At 54.9% G+C, this 16,918-nt stretch carries 30 protein-coding genes; 1 reads left to right on the top strand and 29 read right to left on the bottom strand.

The window, feature by feature from the left end; translation table 11 throughout:
- Positions 1–19: 19 nt before the first annotated feature.
- Positions 20–2,851, top strand: coding sequence for an excinuclease ABC subunit UvrA (uvrA, locus tag AC13D2_RS03410; protein ID WP_292049416.1), 2,832 nt, complete (start codon positions 20–22; stop codon positions 2,849–2,851).
- Between the two features lie 74 nt (positions 2,852–2,925).
- Here uvrA and rplQ read toward each other — a convergent pair whose 3' ends face one another.
- The 29 genes from rplQ to AC13D2_RS03265 form a co-directional block, all read right to left on the bottom strand.
- On the bottom strand, positions 2,926–3,324 hold the full coding sequence (gene rplQ / locus AC13D2_RS03405; RefSeq protein WP_007153989.1) for a 50S ribosomal protein L17: 399 nt from the start codon (positions 3,322–3,324) through the stop codon (positions 2,926–2,928).
- Between the two features lie 33 nt (positions 3,325–3,357).
- Positions 3,358–4,362: a DNA-directed RNA polymerase subunit alpha gene (locus AC13D2_RS03400; protein ID WP_036203352.1), complete on the bottom strand. Its 1,005-nt coding sequence runs from the start codon at positions 4,360–4,362 to the stop codon at positions 3,358–3,360.
- 35 nt (positions 4,363–4,397) lie between these two features.
- The gene (rpsD, locus tag AC13D2_RS03395) at positions 4,398–5,018 is read right to left on the bottom strand and encodes a 30S ribosomal protein S4 (RefSeq protein WP_007153991.1); all 621 of its coding nucleotides are present in this window, start codon (positions 5,016–5,018) and stop codon (positions 4,398–4,400) included.
- Between the two features lie 18 nt (positions 5,019–5,036).
- The gene (rpsK, locus tag AC13D2_RS03390) at positions 5,037–5,426 is read right to left on the bottom strand and encodes a 30S ribosomal protein S11 (RefSeq protein ID WP_007153992.1); all 390 of its coding nucleotides are present in this window, start codon (positions 5,424–5,426) and stop codon (positions 5,037–5,039) included.
- Positions 5,427–5,439: 13 nt separating this feature from the next.
- Positions 5,440–5,796 carry a 30S ribosomal protein S13 gene (rpsM, locus tag AC13D2_RS03385; RefSeq protein WP_007153993.1) on the bottom strand — a complete coding sequence of 119 codons (357 nt, stop codon included), beginning with the start codon at positions 5,794–5,796 and terminating at the stop codon, positions 5,440–5,442.
- A 141-nt stretch (positions 5,797–5,937) separates the two neighbouring features.
- Positions 5,938–6,051, bottom strand: a complete 114-nt coding sequence (rpmJ, locus tag AC13D2_RS03380) for a 50S ribosomal protein L36 (protein WP_008174902.1) — start codon at positions 6,049–6,051, stop codon at positions 5,938–5,940.
- Between the two features lie 30 nt (positions 6,052–6,081).
- Positions 6,082–7,404: a preprotein translocase subunit SecY gene (gene secY / locus AC13D2_RS03375; protein ID WP_007153995.1), complete on the bottom strand. Its 1,323-nt coding sequence runs from the start codon at positions 7,402–7,404 to the stop codon at positions 6,082–6,084.
- Positions 7,405–7,421: 17 nt separating this feature from the next.
- Complete coding sequence (gene rplO, locus AC13D2_RS03370) at positions 7,422–7,856, bottom strand: 50S ribosomal protein L15 (RefSeq protein ID WP_273065612.1); 435 nt, start codon at positions 7,854–7,856, stop codon at positions 7,422–7,424.
- Position 7,857: 1 nt separating this feature from the next.
- On the bottom strand, positions 7,858–8,046 hold the full coding sequence (gene rpmD, locus AC13D2_RS03365; RefSeq protein ID WP_007153997.1) for a 50S ribosomal protein L30: 189 nt from the start codon (positions 8,044–8,046) through the stop codon (positions 7,858–7,860).
- A gap of 4 nt (positions 8,047–8,050) precedes the next feature.
- Entirely contained in the window at positions 8,051–8,551 is a 501-nt protein-coding gene (rpsE, locus tag AC13D2_RS03360; RefSeq protein ID WP_007153998.1) for a 30S ribosomal protein S5, read from the bottom strand.
- A gap of 12 nt (positions 8,552–8,563) precedes the next feature.
- Entirely contained in the window at positions 8,564–8,911 is a 348-nt protein-coding gene (gene rplR, locus AC13D2_RS03355) for a 50S ribosomal protein L18 (protein ID WP_007153999.1), read from the bottom strand.
- Between the two features lie 9 nt (positions 8,912–8,920).
- Positions 8,921–9,454 carry a 50S ribosomal protein L6 gene (gene rplF, locus AC13D2_RS03350; RefSeq protein WP_292049411.1) on the bottom strand — a complete coding sequence of 178 codons (534 nt, stop codon included), beginning with the start codon at positions 9,452–9,454 and terminating at the stop codon, positions 8,921–8,923.
- Positions 9,455–9,463: 9 nt separating this feature from the next.
- The gene (rpsH, locus tag AC13D2_RS03345) at positions 9,464–9,856 is read right to left on the bottom strand and encodes a 30S ribosomal protein S8 (protein ID WP_007154001.1); all 393 of its coding nucleotides are present in this window, start codon (positions 9,854–9,856) and stop codon (positions 9,464–9,466) included.
- Positions 9,857–9,945: 89 nt separating this feature from the next.
- Complete coding sequence (rpsN, locus tag AC13D2_RS03340; RefSeq protein WP_007154002.1) at positions 9,946–10,251, bottom strand: 30S ribosomal protein S14; 306 nt, start codon at positions 10,249–10,251, stop codon at positions 9,946–9,948.
- Between the two features lie 12 nt (positions 10,252–10,263).
- Entirely contained in the window at positions 10,264–10,803 is a 540-nt protein-coding gene (rplE, locus tag AC13D2_RS03335) for a 50S ribosomal protein L5 (RefSeq protein WP_007154003.1), read from the bottom strand.
- Positions 10,804–10,818: 15 nt separating this feature from the next.
- Entirely contained in the window at positions 10,819–11,139 is a 321-nt protein-coding gene (gene rplX / locus AC13D2_RS03330) for a 50S ribosomal protein L24 (protein ID WP_007154004.1), read from the bottom strand.
- Between the two features lie 16 nt (positions 11,140–11,155).
- Positions 11,156–11,524, bottom strand: a complete 369-nt coding sequence (gene rplN, locus AC13D2_RS03325; protein WP_114335795.1) for a 50S ribosomal protein L14 — start codon at positions 11,522–11,524, stop codon at positions 11,156–11,158.
- A 58-nt stretch (positions 11,525–11,582) separates the two neighbouring features.
- A complete protein-coding gene (gene rpsQ / locus AC13D2_RS03320; RefSeq protein WP_007154006.1) occupies positions 11,583–11,849 on the bottom strand; it encodes a 30S ribosomal protein S17 in 267 nt (88 codons plus the stop codon).
- Between the two features lies 1 nt (position 11,850).
- The gene (rpmC, locus tag AC13D2_RS03315; RefSeq protein ID WP_007154007.1) at positions 11,851–12,042 is read right to left on the bottom strand and encodes a 50S ribosomal protein L29; all 192 of its coding nucleotides are present in this window, start codon (positions 12,040–12,042) and stop codon (positions 11,851–11,853) included.
- Entirely contained in the window at positions 12,042–12,455 is a 414-nt protein-coding gene (gene rplP / locus AC13D2_RS03310) for a 50S ribosomal protein L16 (RefSeq protein ID WP_007154008.1), read from the bottom strand. Before rplP ends, rpmC begins: the two co-directional genes overlap by 1 nt.
- Positions 12,456–12,467: 12 nt before the next feature.
- Positions 12,468–13,151, bottom strand: coding sequence for a 30S ribosomal protein S3 (gene rpsC, locus AC13D2_RS03305; protein ID WP_007154009.1), 684 nt, complete (start codon positions 13,149–13,151; stop codon positions 12,468–12,470).
- Positions 13,152–13,162: 11 nt separating this feature from the next.
- Positions 13,163–13,495 carry a 50S ribosomal protein L22 gene (gene rplV / locus AC13D2_RS03300; protein WP_007154010.1) on the bottom strand — a complete coding sequence of 111 codons (333 nt, stop codon included), beginning with the start codon at positions 13,493–13,495 and terminating at the stop codon, positions 13,163–13,165.
- A 16-nt stretch (positions 13,496–13,511) separates the two neighbouring features.
- On the bottom strand, positions 13,512–13,787 hold the full coding sequence (rpsS, locus tag AC13D2_RS03295; protein WP_007154011.1) for a 30S ribosomal protein S19: 276 nt from the start codon (positions 13,785–13,787) through the stop codon (positions 13,512–13,514).
- Between the two features lie 23 nt (positions 13,788–13,810).
- Positions 13,811–14,638 (bottom strand): 50S ribosomal protein L2, encoded by an 828-nt coding sequence (rplB, locus tag AC13D2_RS03290; protein WP_007154012.1) that lies wholly within the window; start codon positions 14,636–14,638, stop codon positions 13,811–13,813.
- A gap of 17 nt (positions 14,639–14,655) precedes the next feature.
- The gene (gene rplW, locus AC13D2_RS03285) at positions 14,656–14,949 is read right to left on the bottom strand and encodes a 50S ribosomal protein L23 (protein ID WP_007154014.1); all 294 of its coding nucleotides are present in this window, start codon (positions 14,947–14,949) and stop codon (positions 14,656–14,658) included.
- Positions 14,946–15,551: a 50S ribosomal protein L4 gene (gene rplD, locus AC13D2_RS03280; protein WP_007154015.1), complete on the bottom strand. Its 606-nt coding sequence runs from the start codon at positions 15,549–15,551 to the stop codon at positions 14,946–14,948. The genes rplW and rplD overlap by 4 nt, the downstream gene beginning before the upstream one ends.
- An 11-nt stretch (positions 15,552–15,562) precedes the next feature.
- Complete coding sequence (rplC, locus tag AC13D2_RS03275; RefSeq protein ID WP_007154017.1) at positions 15,563–16,201, bottom strand: 50S ribosomal protein L3; 639 nt, start codon at positions 16,199–16,201, stop codon at positions 15,563–15,565.
- Positions 16,202–16,274: 73 nt separating this feature from the next.
- Positions 16,275–16,586: a 30S ribosomal protein S10 gene (rpsJ, locus tag AC13D2_RS03270; protein WP_004580743.1), complete on the bottom strand. Its 312-nt coding sequence runs from the start codon at positions 16,584–16,586 to the stop codon at positions 16,275–16,277.
- A gap of 187 nt (positions 16,587–16,773) precedes the next feature.
- Positions 16,774–16,918 (bottom strand): EF-Tu C-terminal domain-related protein (locus tag AC13D2_RS03265; protein WP_482938027.1); only part of this gene is annotated, 145 nt, incomplete at its 5' end.

Here is a 16,918-nt window from a genome sequence, read left to right as displayed (position 1 = left end):
TTTCTGACAGCGAGGTGTTATGGACCATATCCAGATCAAAGGGGCACGAACCCACAATCTGAAGAACATTGACCTGGATATGCCGAGGGACAAGCTGATCGTTATCACCGGGCTGTCCGGCTCCGGTAAATCCTCCCTGGCGTTCGACACGCTTTACGCCGAGGGGCAACGCCGGTATGTGGAATCACTGTCCACCTACGCCCGACAGTTCCTGTCGATGATGGAAAAGCCCGACGTGGATCATATTGAAGGTCTGTCACCGGCCATTTCGATCGAACAGAAGAGCACCTCCCACAACCCCCGCTCTACCGTCGGTACCATCACCGAAATCTACGACTACCTTCGCCTGCTGTTTGCCCGCGCTGGTGAGCCCCGCTGCCCGGATCACGATCTGCCACTAGAGGCCCAGACGGTGAGCCAGATGGTGGATCAGGTGTTGGCCATGCCCGATGACAGCAAACTGATGATCCTCGCGCCAGTCATCCGTGACCGCAAGGGCGAGCACCTACAGGTCATCGACACAATGCGCAGCCAGGGCTTTATCCGCCTGAGGGTGGACGGCCGTGTTTACGATATCGATGACGTTCCAACCCTGGACAAGAAACGGAAACACCAGATTGATGTGGTGGTCGACCGCTTCAAGGTCAAACCAGGGCTTGAGCAACGGCTAGCTGAGAGCTTTGAAACCGCTCTGGGCCTGGCTGATGGCATCGCACTCGTCGCCCCCATGGACAATGAGGGAGAAGAACACACCTTTTCCGCCCGCTACGCCTGCACCCAGTGCGGCTATGCCATCAGCGAACTGGAACCAAGACTGTTTTCCTTCAACAACCCTGCAGGCGCCTGCCCGACTTGCGACGGCCTGGGCGTCAAGCAGTTCTTCGATGCCGAGAAGATCGTCCAGCACCCGGAGGCCACCCTCGCCGAGGGGGCCATCAAGGGCTGGGACCGCAGGGCCGTGTACTACTTCCAGATGTTGACCAGTGTCGCCGAACATTACGGCATCGATATGGACACCCCCTGGGAAGGCCTGCCGGAGGATTTTCGTCAGGCGTTGCTCTACGGCACGGGAGCCGACGATATCCCGTTCCGCTATGTGAACTCGCGTGGCCACATCATGGAGAAGGCCCATCCTTTTGAGGGCATCCTGCCGAACCTGGAGCGCCGCTACCGGGAAACCGAGTCGCAGAGCATGCGAGAGGAACTCGCGCGCAACCTCAGCACACAGCCCTGCAAGGAGTGCGGCGGCTCACGGCTTCGGCGCAGCGCCCGGCATGTTTTTGTTGAGAAAAACAATATCTCGGACGTTACCCATATGCCCGTTGGCGACGCCCACGACTACTTCGGACAGCTCGCCCTACCGGGCCGCAAGGGTGAAATCGCCGAGAAAATCCTCAAGGAAGTTCGGCAGCGGCTGCAATTCCTGGTTAACGTTGGCCTGGAATACCTGACCCTTGAACGCAGCGCCGATACGCTTTCCGGCGGCGAAGCCCAGCGCATAAGACTGGCGAGCCAGATCGGTGCCGGCCTTGTGGGCGTCATGTACATTCTCGATGAACCGTCCATCGGCCTGCACCAAAGGGACAATGATCGCTTGCTGGCCACCCTGTTCCATCTTCGGGATCTGGGCAATACCGTTATCGTTGTCGAGCACGACGAAGACGCCATCCGGGCTGCGGACCACGTGATTGATATCGGGCCAGGTGCAGGCGTCCATGGTGGCCATATCATTGCCCAAGGCACCCCCGAAGACATCATCGCCTCCAAGGACTCCCTCACCGGGCAGTATCTGTGCGGAGAAAAAGAGATCGCGATCCCTGAACAACGCCATACCCGAAAAGGTAAACCGCTGGTACTGGCAGGCGCGACCGGAAACAACCTGCAAGGTGTCACGCTAACCTTACCGTTGGGCGTTATGACGTGTGTCACCGGCGTTTCCGGCTCCGGCAAGTCCACACTGATCAACAGCACCCTGTATCCGGTGTGTGCTGCAAAGCTCAACAAAGCCACGAGCCTGAGCCACGCGCCCTATGACTCACTGAAAGGCCTGGACCAGCTCGACAAAGTGATCGACATCGACCAGAGCCCCATAGGCCGGACACCCCGCTCCAACCCGGCAACCTACACCGGACTGTTCACCCCGATACGTGAACTGTTTGCCGGTACCCAGGAAGCCCGTTCTCGCGGATACAAACCGGGCCGTTTCAGCTTCAACGTTAAGGGCGGTCGCTGTGAAGCTTGTCAGGGCGACGGCGTAATCAAGGTAGAAATGCACTTCCTGCCGGACGTGTATGTTCCCTGCGATGTCTGCAAGGGCAAACGTTATAACCGCGAAACCCTGGAGGTCCGATACAAGGGTAAGAGCATTCACGAAGTGCTGGAGATGACCGTTGAAGAAGCCCGCGAGTTTTTCGACCCGGTTCCATTCCTCGCCCGCAAGCTACAAACGCTGATGGACGTCGGGCTGTCGTATATCCGCCTCGGGCAAAGTGCAGTAACCCTTTCCGGAGGCGAGGCTCAGCGCGTCAAACTAGCCAAGGAACTGTCCAAGCGCGACACCGGCAAGACACTCTATATTCTTGATGAACCCACCACTGGCCTACACTTCTACGATATCCAGCAACTGCTGACCGTACTGCAGCGACTACGGGATCACGGCAACACCATCGTGGTGATCGAGCACAATCTGGATGTGATCAAAACGGCGGACTGGATTATCGATCTTGGACCCGAAGGCGGCTCCGGTGGCGGTCAGATCATTGCTGAAGGGACGCCAGAGCATGTTGCCGAAGCGCCAGGATCACATACCGGACGGTACTTGAAGGGCGTCTTAGCCCGGGATCGCAAATAAAAACTACGGGGAATGAGACATAAAAAAACCGGAGGCATCAACCTCCGGTTTTTTTATTGGGCTTGGCGAAAAACTTAATCTTCGCTTTCGTCCACTTCTTCTGCTTCGATGTCCAGCGGACGACCAACCAGCTCTACAAATGCCATAGGGGCATTGTCACCGGCTCGGAAGCCACACTTCAGGATACGAAGGTAACCACCCGGACGCTCGTTGTAACGGGGACCAAGCTCATTGAACAGCTTGGCAACCGCCGCATCGTCGCGCAGGCGAGAAAACGCCAGACGACGATTCGCGACCGAATCATTCTTTGACAGCGTGATCAAAGGCTCCGCTACCCGGCGAAGTTCTTTCGCTTTCGGGAGCGTAGTTTTGATCAGCTCGTGTTCAACCAGTGACGCAGTCATGTTACGGAACATGGCCTTGCGATGCGCACTGGTCCTGCTGAACTTACGACCACTCTTACGATGACGCATTGCTCTGATTCCTTACCTTAAACTAATCGGCGATTAACCGCCCAGGACCCGGTCGTCGCCACGAAGGCTAGCCGGCGGCCAGTTATCAAGACGCATACCCAATGACAGACCGCGGGACGCGAGCACGTCCTTGATCTCAGTAAGCGACTTTTTACCAAGGTTAGGCGTCTTCAGCAGCTCAACTTCAGTGCGCTGAATCAGATCGCCGATGTAGTAAATATTCTCAGCCTTCAAGCAGTTAGCTGAACGCACTGTCAATTCCAGATCATCAACCGGACGCAGGAGGATCGGATCGATTTCTTCCTCTTCCTCTACACGCTCGGGCTCTTTCTCGTGATCGAAATCAACAAACACGGCCAGTTGTTGCTGGAGAATGGTCGCTGCCCGGCGAATCGCTTCTTCCGGGTCGATCGTACCATTGGTTTCCAGATCAATAACCAGCTTGTCCAGGTCGGTGCGCTGCTCTACCCGTGCACTCTCCACGGCGTAGGCAACACGGCGAACCGGACTGAAGGTTGCGTCCAGCTGCAGGCGTCCAATGGCGCGAGTCTCGTCCTCGTCCAGACCCCGCTGATCAGCAGGCTCATAGCCGCGACCACGGGCAACCTTCAGACGCATGTTCACTTCACCATTGGCACTCAGGTGACAGATCACATGTTCCGGGTTGGTGATCTCGACATCGTGATCCAGCTTGATATCACCGGCAGTGACAACGCCCGGGCCTTTCTTGCTGAGGGTTACCTCGGCATCGTCCCGGCCGCCCATTTTCACGGCCACGCCTTTAAGATTCAGAAGAATCTCAATGACGTCTTCCTGAACACCTTCGATCGCGCTGTACTCGTGCAACACGCCGTCGATCTGCGCCTCGGTAATGGCACAGCCCGGCATTGAGGACAAGAGTATCCGACGCAGTGCGCTACCAAGAGTATGACCGAAGCCTCTTTCCAGAGGCTCCAGGGTCACTTTGGCGCGCATGGCGCTTGATTCTTTCACGTCAATGGTACGAGGTGTCAATAACTCATGTACTGAACGCTGCATAGACGCCCCTAATTGCTCTCGTTGCTAACTGGGCTTTACTTGGAGTAAAGCTCGACGATGAGGTTCTCGTTGATGTCGGCCGGCAATTCAGTGCGCTCGGGCACTGACCTGTAAACGCCGGACATCTTGCTGGCGTCGACCTCTACCCAGCTCACCGGTGCGCGGCTGGAAGACAGATCCAGCGCGCCTTTAACGCGAAGCTGGTTTTTTGCCTTCTCACGCACGCTCACAACATCACCTGGACGGACCTGATAAGACGGGATGTTCACCAACTTATCATTGACCAGGATCGCTTTGTGAGAAACGAGCTGACGGGACTCAGCACGGGTAGAACCAAAACCCATGCGATAGACAACGTTATCAAGACGGCCTTCCAGCAGCTGCAACAGGTTCTCACCAGTTGCACCCTTGATGCGGGCGGCCTCTTTGTAATAGTTGCGGAATTGCTTCTCCAGTACGCCGTAGATACGACGGACTTTCTGCTTTTCACGAAGCTGTACGCCATATTCGGACAGACGACCGCGACGCGCGCCGTGCATACCCGGCGGAGTCTCGATGTTGCACTTTGAATCGAGCGCGCGAACACCGCTCTTCAGAAAAAGATCTGTCCCTTCACGACGAGACAGCTTGCACTTCGGGCCTATGTAACGAGCCATAATTCACTGTCTCCTGTGTTAGACGCGGCGCTTTTTGGGCGGACGACAACCGTTATGGGGAATCGGCGTCACATCAGTGATGTTAGTGATCTTGTAGCCGCACGCGTTCAGCGCACGAACCGCAGATTCACGTCCGGGCCCCGGACCTTTAACCTCTACGTCCAGGTTTTTAAGGCCGTATTCAGCAGCCGCATTACCGGCTCTTTCAGCTGCTACCTGCGCAGCAAAAGGTGTACTCTTGCGTGACCCACGGAAACCGGAACCACCAGAGGTGGCCCAGGACAATACGTTGCCCTGACGGTCAGAAATGGTCACGATAGTGTTGTTGAAGGACGCGTGAATGTGCGCGACGCCATCAACAACCGTCTTTTTCACCTTTTTACGGGTACGTGTACCTGGCTTTGCCATGTTTGCCTACCTGTTACTTACGAATAGGTTTGCGAGGACCTTTACGGGTGCGGGCGTTGGTCTTTGTGCGCTGGCCACGGACAGGAAGCCCATGACGGTGGCGCAGACCACGGTGGCAACCGAGATCCTTCAAACGCTTAATGTTCATCTGAACTTCACGACGCAGATCGCCTTCAACGGCCAGTTTGCCCACTTCTGTACGAAGTGATTCAAGCTGCTCGTCGGACAGGTCCTTGACCTTGACGTCCGGCTTAACACCGGTTGCATCGCAAAGCTTCTGGGCTGCTGTCTTACCGACTCCAAAAATGTAAGTCAGAGAGATAACAGCATGTTTGTGATCGGGTATATTGACACCGGCTATACGTGCCATCCAAATTACTCCGCGTTCAAAGCTTTGCTGTGTGAATTTTCCGCCACTATAAAAGGGCGCGAAATAATAGCGCCTGACCCCACCTGAGGTCAAGCGCCATTAATCGTACCCTTTACAATGTCAGTGTTGAATCCGTAAGGATTAACCCTGACGCTGCTTGTGGCGAGGCTCCGAGCAAATGACTCGTACTGAGCCATTGCGACGAATTACTTTGCAGTTACGGCAAATTTTCTTTACCGAAGCGCGTACTTTCATTGTCGACTCCAGTTTTCAAGGGGAACGGGTTTATCCGTTCCGACCATAGCCCTTGAGATTGGACTTCTTCATCAACGAATCATATTGATGAGACATCAGGTGCGACTGAACCTGAGCCATGAAATCCATCACCACGACTACAACAATCAGCAGAGACGTGCCGCCCAGGTAGAACGGTACATTCCCGGCAACCATCAGAAACTGAGGGAACAGGGACACTGCTGCAATGTACATTGCACCGAACAGCGTCAGGCGGGTCAGCACACCATCAATATACTTGGCAGTCTGATCGCCCGGACGAATGCCCGGAATAAACGCGCCTGAGCGCTTGAGGTTATCCGCAACTTCTTTCGGGTTATACATCAACGCTGTATAGAAGAAGCAGAAGAAAACGACTGCTGCTGCGAACAGAATGATGTATAGAGGCTGACTAGGTGCCAATGCCTGAGAAATATCACTCAGCCATTCCATGCCCTCGCCCTGACCGAACCACTGCCCCAGCGACGCCGGAAACAGCAGAATGGAGGATGCGAAGATCGGCGGAATGACGCCAGCCATATTCACTTTTAACGGCAAATGGCTGGACTGTTGAGCAAATACTCGTCGACCTTGCTGGCGCTTGGCGTAATTGATGGTCAGTCGACGCTGGCCACGCTCCATAAACACCACGAAGCCAATGACAGCAACCGCCAGGATGCCAATGCCAAGAACCACCAACAGACTCATCTCGCCGTTGCGCGCTTGCTCCAGGGTCTGCCCTATGGCGCCTGGAAGGCCAGCAACAATACCGGCAAAAATCAGCAGGGAAATCCCGTTACCGACGCCGCGCTCGGTGATCTGTTCACCCAGCCACATCATGAACACAGCACCACTGACAAAGGATACCACGGCCACAAAGTGGAAGCTGAAGCTGTCGTTGAAGGTCACACCCTGGGATGCCAGCCCGACAGAAATACCAAAGCCCTGGACCAGGGCCAGGATAACCGTACCATACCGCGTGTACTGGCTTATCTTGCGACGGCCAGCTTCACCCTCTTTCTTCAGTTGCTCCAGCGTCGGACTGACCGCTGTCATCAGCTGCATAATAATAGAGGCTGAAATGTACGGCATGATACCAAGTGCGAAGATACTCATTCGCTCAAGCGCACCACCGGAAAACATGTTGAACATGCTCAGGATTGTGCCCTGGTTCTGTTCAAACAGTGCTGCCAGACGGTCGGGGTTGATACCCGGCACCGGGATGTGGGCACCGATCCGGTACACCAGCAATGCCAGGAAGACAAACCAGAGCCGCGATCGCAGCTCTGCCAGTCCTTTACCCGCGCCCGCAGGCAATGATGCGTTCTTGGCCATTTAGTCCTCGACTCGCCTTAGTCTTCGACTTTACCGCCCGCGGCAGTGATCGCCTCGCGTGCGCCTTTGGTCACCTTCAGACCCTTGACAGTCACTGCGCGGCTCAGTTCGCCGGACAGAATAACCTTCGCTTCACGAATTTCTTCGCGAACGATGTCAGCCTTCTTCAGGGCTTCAAGATCGGCTACGTCACCGTCAACTTTCGCCAGTTCGTTCAGACGAATTTCAGCCACATAGCGCTGCTGGCGCGACGTGAAACCGAATTTCGGCAGACGACGGGCCAACGGCTGCTGGCCACCCTCGAAACCAGGCGCGACACTGCCGCCGGAACGGGCTTTCAGACCCTTGTGACCACGACCACCGGTCTTGCCGATACCGCTACCGATACCGCGACCCACGCGCTTGGCGGCAGGACGTGAACCAGGCTCCGGACTAAGTTCGTTCAGACGCATCTTAGTTCTCCTCTACCTGCACCAGGTAGTTAACCCGGTTGATCATGCCGCGGATGGAAGGTGTATCTTCCACTTCCACGGTGTGACCGATTTTACGAAGACCCAGGCCCTTGACGCACAACTTGTGCTTGGGCTGACAGCCGATGGGGCTGCGGGTCAGTGTTACTTTGATCGTTTTTGCGTTCGCCATGACTTCAACCCAGAATCTCTTCCACGGATTTACCGCGCTTGGCTGCAATATCTTCAGGCGCTTGAGTAGCCTGGAGACCCTTGATGGTGGAACGTACCACGTTCACCGGGTTAGTAGACCCGTAACACTTGGACAGTACGTTCTGCACACCCGCCACTTCCAGTACCGCACGCATCGCGCCACCGGCGATGATACCGGTACCTTCTGATGCAGGCTGCATGTATACCTTGGAGCCACCATGCTGCGCTTTAACCGCGTACTGCAGGGTATTTCCGTCAAGCGGGATGTCGACCATGTTCTTGCGCGCAGCTTCCATTGCTTTCTGGATCGCAACCGGCACTTCACGCGCCTTGCCACGACCGAAACCAACGCGTCCTTTACCATCACCCACTACAGTCAGTGCAGTGAAGGCAAAAATACGACCGCCCTTAACAACCTTGGCGACGCGATTGACCTGAACCAGCTTCTCCTGGAGCTCAGGCGCCTTCTGTTCGTTAACGCTCATCTTCTCCACCTCTTAGAATTGCAAGCCAGCTTCACGGGCTGCGTCGGCCAGAGCCTGGACGCGACCATGATAACGGTAACCGGAGCGGTCAAAAGCGACCTGCTCTACACCTGCTGCCTTGGCACGCTCAGCAATCAGCTGACCGACCTTTTTGGCAGCGTCCACGTTACCGGTTGCACCCTGGCGCAGGTCCTTATCCAACGTGGAGGCAGCCGCCAGCACCTTGCTGCCGTCTGCAGTCGTAACCTGGGCGTACATGTGCCGGGGTGTACGATGTACACACAGGCGGTTGGTGCCCAGCTTACGGATCTTCATGCGCACTTTGCGTGCGCGACGCAATCTTTCGTTATTCGCGCTCATAGTCCCGCCTTATTTCTTCTTGGCTTCTTTGCGTCTGACCTGCTCATCCGCATAACGCACACCTTTGCCTTTGTAAGGCTCTGGCGGACGGAATGCGCGGACTTCTGCAGCGACCTGGCCAACCTGTTGCTTGTCGATTCCGCGAATCACAACTTCCGTATTGGACGGAGTTTCAGCGGTAATCCCCTCGGGCAGCTCATATTCAACCGGGTGTGAAAAACCCAGTGTCAGATTGAGCTTCTTACCTTGCGCCTGGGCACGGTAGCCTACGCCCGTCAGCGCGAGCTTGCGCTCGAAGCCTGCAGACACACCGGTCACCATGTTGTTGACCAATGCGCGGGTAGTACCAGCAAGAGCGCGGGACTGTTTGGCTCCATCACGGGGTGCGAAGCGCAGAATGTTTTCTTCCTGCGTAACCTCTACCACATGGTGGATGGTGAATTGAAGCGATCCCTTGGACCCCTTCACATTAATTTCCTGTCCGTTCAGCTTAACCTCAACACCGGAAGGCAGCACGACAGGATTATTGGCAACCCTGGACATGTGTATCTCCTAAAATACGGTGCAGATGACTTCGCCACCCACGCCGGCAGCACGTGCAGCGCGGTCTGTCATTACGCCCTTGGACGTAGAGACAATCGCGACTCCCAGACCACCGGATACCTTCGGCAGCTCCCCAGCGCCCTTATACTGGCGCAGACTCGGACGGCTGACCCGCTTAATTTCCTCAATAACCGGCTTGCCACCGAAATACTTGAGGTTAATGGTCAGCTCGGGTTTCGCGTCAGCTGAGACGGAAAAATCGGCTACGTAACCTTCGTCCTTAAGGACCTGGGCTACGGAGATCTTCATCTTTGAAGACGGCATAGCCACATCGGCCTTCTGTGCCATCTGTGCATTACGGATACGGGTAAACATATCCGCAAGCGTATCTTGCATACTCATTGGTATGAGACTCCTGATCTTTTTAGTTGTGCAGCGGCGCGCCGCACCGCTTACCAACGGGCACCTGACCTGCGGTCAGAGTACCTGCCTTACCAGCTTGCTTTGGTCAGGCCCGGGACATCACCGCGCATGCCAGCTTCACGCAACTTGATACGTGACAGCTTGAACTTGCGCAGAACGCCGTGGGGACGACCTGTAACCTGGCAACGATTACGAAGACGCGAAGGAGACGCATCACGAGGAAGCTGTTGCAGCTTCATCTGTGCATCCCAACGGTCATCATCGCTGGTATTCGGGTTCTTGATAATCGCCTTGAGCTCTGCGCGCTTCGCTGCGTACTTCGCAACGGTTTTTTCGCGCTTGAACTCGCGGTTCTTCATGGAAACCTTAGCCATTACACTCGTTCCTTATTTCTTGAACGGAAAGCCGAAGGCTTTCAACAGTTCGCGACCTTCATCGTCGGTACCGGCAGTGGTGGTAATGGTGATATCAAGTCCACGGATCTTGTCGACTCTGTCGTACTCGATCTCGGGGAAAATGATCTGCTCACGCACACCCATGCTGTAGTTACCGCGACCATCGAAGGACTTGGGATTCAGACCGCGGAAGTCACGAATGCGGGGTACCGCAATGTGAACCAGACGATCAAAGAAATCCCACATACGCTCACCGCGCAGGGTAACTTTACAACCGATCGGCCAACCTTCACGGATTTTAAAGCCCGCTACGGATTTACGTGCCAAAGTGACAACCGCTTTTTGACCTGCCAAGGCTTCAAGATCCGCCACGGCATTTTCAATCAGCTTCTTGTCACCGACCGCTTCGCCGACACCCATATTCAGGGTGATCTTTTCGATACGCGGCACCTGCATGATGTTCTTGTAGCTGAACTCTTTCTGCAGGGCGGGTACCACTTCCTTACTGTACTGCTCTTTCATATTAAGCATCGTAACCACCACCGCTTACTGGTTATCGACGACTTCTTTCGTGGACTTAAAGATCCGCACTTTGGCGCCGTCTTCCTTGATCTGGAAGCCTACGCGATCGGCTTTGCCGGTCTGCGGATTAAAAATAGCCACGTTGGAAGCCTGGATAGGTGCTTCTTTTTCGACGATGCCACCTGGGGTGCCGAGCATCGGGTTTGGCTTGGTGTGTTTCTTGATCATATTGATCCCGGAAACAACAACCCGGCCATCGTCCTGAACCTTCAGGACTTTACCACGTTTGCCTTGGTCTTTCCCCGTAGTGACGATTACTTCGTCATCTCGTTTGATCTTTTTCATAACCGGCCTCTGGTCCTTAAAGTACTTCGGGTGCCAGTGAAATAATTTTCATGAACTTCTCATTTCGCAGTTCACGGGTAACCGGTCCGAAGATACGGGTACCAATGGGTGCGTCCTGAGTGTTCAGAAGTACTGCCGCGTTTCCGTCGAAACGAATAAGCGACCCGTCGGGACGACGCACACCTTTACGGGTACGTACAACGACAGCTTTCAGGACCTGGCCTTTTTTCACTTTACCGCGGGGGATGGCTTCCTTAACGGTTACCTTGATGATATCCCCAACGCTGGCATAACGCCGATGTGAACCGCCCAGGACCTTGATGCACATAACCTGACGTGCACCGCTGTTGTCCGCGACTTCAAGCATTGTTTGAGTCTGAATCATGGTTATTCTCCAGCAGAAACCACTTTGCCGTTACGACAAGACTCACCGTCCGGGCGAGTTACACCTTCGATGCGCGTTCGGTGACTTCCACCAGAGCCCAGCTTTTGGTCTTTGAGACCGGGCGGGTTTCCTGGATTGTAACGGTGTCACCGATGTTGCACTGATTGCTCTCGTCGTGAGCATGAATTTTGGATGAACGCTTCATGTACTTACCGTACAGAGGGTGCTTAACCTGGCGCTCAACCAGAACCACAATGGATTTCTCCATTTTGTTGCTCACGACCTTGCCGCTCAGGGTTCTGGCAGTTTGGGTAGCTTCAGTCATGTTACTGTCCTGCCTTTTCATTCATAACTGTTTTCACGCGAGCAATGTCACGCTTCACCTTCGGAAGAAGATGAGACTGATTCAGCTGACCTGTCGCCTTACGCATGCGCAGGTTGAACTGCTCCTTCAGGAGGTCGATCAGCTCTTTGTTCAGCTCCTCGACTGACTTGTCACGCAGCTCTGTTGCTTTCATCACATCACCGTCCTCGTTACAAAGGTGGTCTGTACGGGCAGCTTGGCCGCAGCAAGAGTGAACGCGTCACGAGCGATTTCCTCGGAAACACCTTCCATCTCATACAGCATCCGGCCTGGCTGAATTTCAGCCACCCAGTACTCGACAGAACCCTTACCTTTACCCATTCGTACTTCGAGCGGCTTGCTGGAGATCGGCTTGTCCGGGAAAATCCGGATCCAGATCTTACCGCCCCGCTTGATGCGGCGAGTCATGGTACGACGCGCTGCCTCAATCTGGCGCGCAGTTATACGTCCACGGCTTGTCGCCTTCAATCCGTATTCACCGAAGCTCACCTTGTTAGCACGGTGCGCAAGACCGGTGTTACGGCCTTTCATTACCTTGCGAAATTTGGTGCGTTTTGGTTGCAGCATTTGAGTGCCCCTTTACTTAGAACCTTTCTTCCCAGAGGCTTTCTTGTCAGCACGGACCTGCTCCATACCACCAAGAATCTCACCTTTGAAGATCCATACCTTGACGCCGATAATGCCGTAAGTGGTTTTCGCTTCGTAGGTCGAGTAATCAATGTCTGCACGCAGTGTGTGCAGCGGTACACGACCTTCGCGATACCACTCGGAACGGGCAATTTCAGCACCCCCGAGACGACCGCCTACCTGAATCTTGATGCCCTTCGCACCCTGGCGCATGGCGTTCTGTACCGCACGCTTCATAGCGCGACGGAACATCACACGACGCTCCAGCTGACCGGCAACGTTCTGCGCGACCAGGCGGGCATCCAGGTCCGGCTTGCGGACTTCTTCGATGTTGATGTGCACGGGCACACCCATCATGTCGCTGACTTCGCGACGCAGACGGTCAACATCTTCACCCTTCTTACCGATAACAATACCGGGACGGGCTGTATGGATCGTGATACGGGCGTTCTGAGCAGGGCGCTCGATCACAATCTTGCTGACAGACGCCTTTACCAGACGCTTGTCCAGGAATTCGCGAACCTGAATATCGTTCAACAGGTTGTTCGCGTATTCCGCCTTTTCGGCATACCACACTGAGTTGTGCTCTTTGATCACACCCAGGCGCATGCCGGTTGGATTTACTTTATGACCCATCTGAGCATCTCCTACTTGTCGGCGACCTTGACGGTGATATGACAGGTGCGCTTGAAAATCCGGTCAGCGCGCCCCTTGGCTCGAGCTTTGATTCGCTTGAGCGTCGGACCCTCATCCACCATAACGGTGGAAACCCGCAAATCATCTACGTCCAGACCTTCGTTGTGCTCAGCGTTAGCGATGGCAGACTCAAGGGCTTTCTTGAGAATGACCGCCGCCTTCTTCGGGCTGAAAGTCAGAATGTTCAGGGCGTCCTCAACAGCCTTGCCGCGTACTTGGTCAGCGACAAGACGCGCTTTCTGAGCTGAGAGGCGAGCGCCCTTGTACTTGGCTGCTACTTCCATTTCTATTACCTCACAATCAGCGTTTAGCTTTCTTGTCGGCCGCATGACCACGATAAGTACGCGTCGCCGCGAACTCACCCAGCTTATGCCCGACCATATCTTCGGTGACATAAACCGGCACGTGCTGCTTGCCGTTGTGGACTGCAATGGTCAGGCCTACCATCTCCGGAAACACTGTCGACCGGCGGGACCAGGTTTTGATCGGCCGCTTGTCGTTAGCTTCCAGAGCTGCCTCGACCTTCTTCAACAGATGCAGGTCTATAAAAGGACCTTTCTTCAAAGAACGTGGCACAGCATTTACCTCTATGTAGTCGTTTACTTGGCTGAACGACGACGTACTATCATCTTATCAGTACGTTTGTTCTTACGAGTCTTATGCCCTTTGGTCGGAACACCCCACGGAGTAACCGGGTGACGCCCGCCAGAGGTACGCCCTTCACCACCACCATGTGGGTGGTCAACTGGGTTCATAGCAACACCACGTACTGTTGGACGTTTACCGCGCCAACGTGATGCACCCGCTTTACCAAGCTGCTTGAGGCTGTGTTCGCTGTTGGACACTTCGCCCAACGTTGCGCGACAGTCAACAAGCACCTTACGCATTTCACCTGAGCGCAGGCGGATGGTGGCATAAGCCCCTTCCCGAGCAACCAGCTGTACGGATGCGCCCGCAGAGCGAGCCAGCTGAGCACCTTTGCCAGGCTTGATTTCGACGCAGTGAATCACGGAACCGACCGGAATATTCCGGAGCGGAAGCGTGCTTCCTACTTTAATCGGCGCGTCGATGCCGGAGCGCACAGGGTCACCAATCTGCATACCTTTGGGAGCGATAATGTAGCGACGCTCGCCATCGGCGTACTTGATCAGTGCAATATGCGCAGAGCGGTTAGGATCGTATTCCAGGCGCTCGATAGTCGCCGGGATACCATCTTTGGTCCGCTTAAAGTCAATGACACGGTAGTGTTTTTTATGTCCACCACCAATGTGACGGGTAGTGATGCGACCAAAATGGTTACGACCACCCGATTTACTCAGAGTTTCTACCAACGGCTCGTAAGGGCGCCCCTTGTGAAGATCAGGGTTAAAGAGCTTAACAACGTGACGGCGGCCGGCAGATGTTGGCTTGGTTTTGACGATCGGCATTTTACGACCCCTTTACCTTATTCCACATCCAGAAAATCAATGTCCTGACCGTCCGCAAGCTTTACGTAAGCCTTACGAATGTCAGCACGCTTGCCGAAGCCGCGAACGGTACGCTTGAGCTTACCCTTACGGTTCAGAACCTGAACACCTTCGACGGTGACGTTGAACAGCTGCTCAACGGCTTTCTTGATCTCGGGCTTGGTTGCATCAGGGGCCACACGGAACACCACCTGACCACTTTCCGCTACCAGAGAGGCTTTCTCCGATACGTGAGGCCCAAGAAGAACCTTGTAAATACGTTCCTGATTCATCCCAGCATCTCCTCGATTTTCTTAAGAGCGGGAACGGTCACAACCACTTTGTCGAAAGCGACAAGGCTAACCGGATCAAGGCCGGCGACATCACGCACATCAACGTGCGGAATGTTGCGCGACGCCAGATGCAGGTTCTGTTCGACGTTGTCGGACAGAATCAGTGCATTACTGACACCGATATCGCTTAGCTTGGCAGTGAAGGCCTTGGTCTTGGGGGTTTCGACATTCATGTCGTCGACCACAACCAGGCGCTCCTGACGGACCAGCTCGGAAAAAATGGAGCGCATTGCTGCGCGGTACATTTTGCGGTTTACCTTCTGCTCAAAACTCTGAGGCTTGGCAGCGAAGGTAACACCACCGGACCGCCACAGCGGACTGCGGATGGTACCGGCACGGGCACGACCCGTACCCTTCTGACGCCAGGGCTTCTTACCACCACCAGCGACTTCCGAACGTGTTTTCTGAGCACGGGTACCCTGGCGTGCACCGGACATATACGCGGTGACAACCTGGTGAACCAGTGACTCATTAAAATCTTTGGCGAATGCAGCATCGGAAACCGAGATTCCCTTGCCGCTACCTGTAATAGTCAATTCCATCGCACCGCTCCTCAGGCTTTAACTGCAGGCTTGATGACAACATTTCCGCCGGTCGCGCCCGGAACGGCACCACGAATCAGCAGAAGGTTGCGCTCGGCGTCGACACGGACGACTTGCAGGTTCTGCACGGTCACCTGCGCATTGCCCATCTGGCCCGCCATCTTTTTGCCCTTGAATACCTTGCCCGGAGTCTGGTTCTGACCGATGGAACCCGGAGCACGATGAGAAAGGGAGTTACCGTGTGTGGCGTCCTGCATGGAGAAGTTCCAGCGCTTTACGCCGCCCTGGAAACCTTTACCCTTGGACTGACCAACAGCATCAACGACCTGACCATCTTCAAAGATGGAAGCGGTAATTTCTCCGCCTGCAGCCAGCTCTTCGCCTTCGCCATCGGCGAGACGGAATTCCCACAGACCACGACCTGCCTCAACTCCGGCTTTGGCGTAATGGCCCGCTTCGCTTTTAGTCACACGTGAGGAACGACGCTTACCAACGGTTACCTGAACCGCGCGATAACCATCGCTTTCAAGAGTTTTCAGTTGGGTAATGCGGTTGGGCTCAACCTCAATTACCGTTACGGACACTGCTTGCCCGTCTTCCGTAAAAATACGGGTCATACCGGCCTTGCGACCGACAATTCCAATTGCCATGTTTCACCTCTTAAGTGTACGGGGCTCTCACCCTCTATGGCCTTATGACAGTTACACAGACTAACGCTTGGCGTTAGCCGAGGCTGATCTGAACGTCTACACCTGCTGCCAGATCCAGCTTCATCAAAGCGTCTACTGTCTTCTCCGTCGGCTCGACGATGTCCAGCAAACGCTTGTGTGTACGAATCTCGTACTGATCGCGCGCGTCTTTGTTGACGTGCGGTGAGATCAGAACGGTGTACTTTTCCTTCCGCGTCGGCAGAGGGATTGGCCCACGCACTTGAGCGCCGGTCCGCTTCGCGGTATCGACAATCTCCTGCGTTGACTGGTCGATCAGGCGATAATCAAACGCCTTCAACCGGATTCGAATTTTTTGGCTTTGCATGATGCACCAAACTCCACTCGTAGCAGCTACTAGTTAGCCGACCTTCAAAAAAAGGAGCCGCATTGTATGCATAATACCCAGCAGTGTCAACTGCGTTCGGCAGCGACTCAACCGGGTCAGATTGTGCGGCTGAAACAGAAAAAGGGGCTGACTTTCAGCCCCTTTTTCCTCAGATCACTCGAATGATTTATTCGATGATCTTAGAGACTACGCCGGCACCAACGGTACGGCCGCCTTCACGAATCGCGAAGCGCAGGCCATCTTCCATGGCGATCGGAGCAATCAGGGTAACACTCATCTTGACGTTGTCACCCGGCATAACCATTTCCACA

This window comes from Marinobacter sp. B-12 (genome assembly GCF_056857915.1).
Note: the sequence above shows the minus strand (reverse complement) of the source record. Positions and strands in the feature narration are given on the sequence as shown.